1 protein-coding gene is annotated in these 339 nt (G+C 49.0%); it reads left to right on the forward strand.

The window, feature by feature from the left end:
• On the forward strand, positions 1–336 hold a 336-nt coding region (locus AAIL67_RS24780; RefSeq protein ID WP_343485410.1), incomplete at its 5' end, for a hypothetical protein.
• Positions 337–339 lie beyond the last annotated feature (3 nt).

The raw sequence follows: 339 nt of genomic DNA on the forward strand, positions 1-339 counted from the left end.
ATGCGCGCAAACATCATCAACTATCGAAAGCAAATCATGAACTCACGCGAAACACTGATTCTTCACACCCTGAAATTCAAGCAACTGCATACCTCTGGATCTAACTTTTCGGGAGACATCGTCGACAAGCTGCTTGAAGCCGATTCGAAGGCGGCGGACGAGATCACGAAAAACGTCTGCGCCCGGATTCCTCTCGAGCTGGCCAATGAGATGGAGCAGTTGGGCGGAATGATTGGCTTGAATAAGCGCGAGATCATCACGATGGCTATTCACGATTTCTTGGAAAAGGCTCGCGGCGTCATTGATGAATTTGATGCTCTGCCAGAGGAGCAATAAATG

It is taken from the genome of Comamonas sp. A7-5, from assembly GCF_039581385.1.
Classification (GTDB): Bacteria; Pseudomonadota; Gammaproteobacteria; order Burkholderiales; family Burkholderiaceae_C; genus Comamonas; species Comamonas thiooxydans.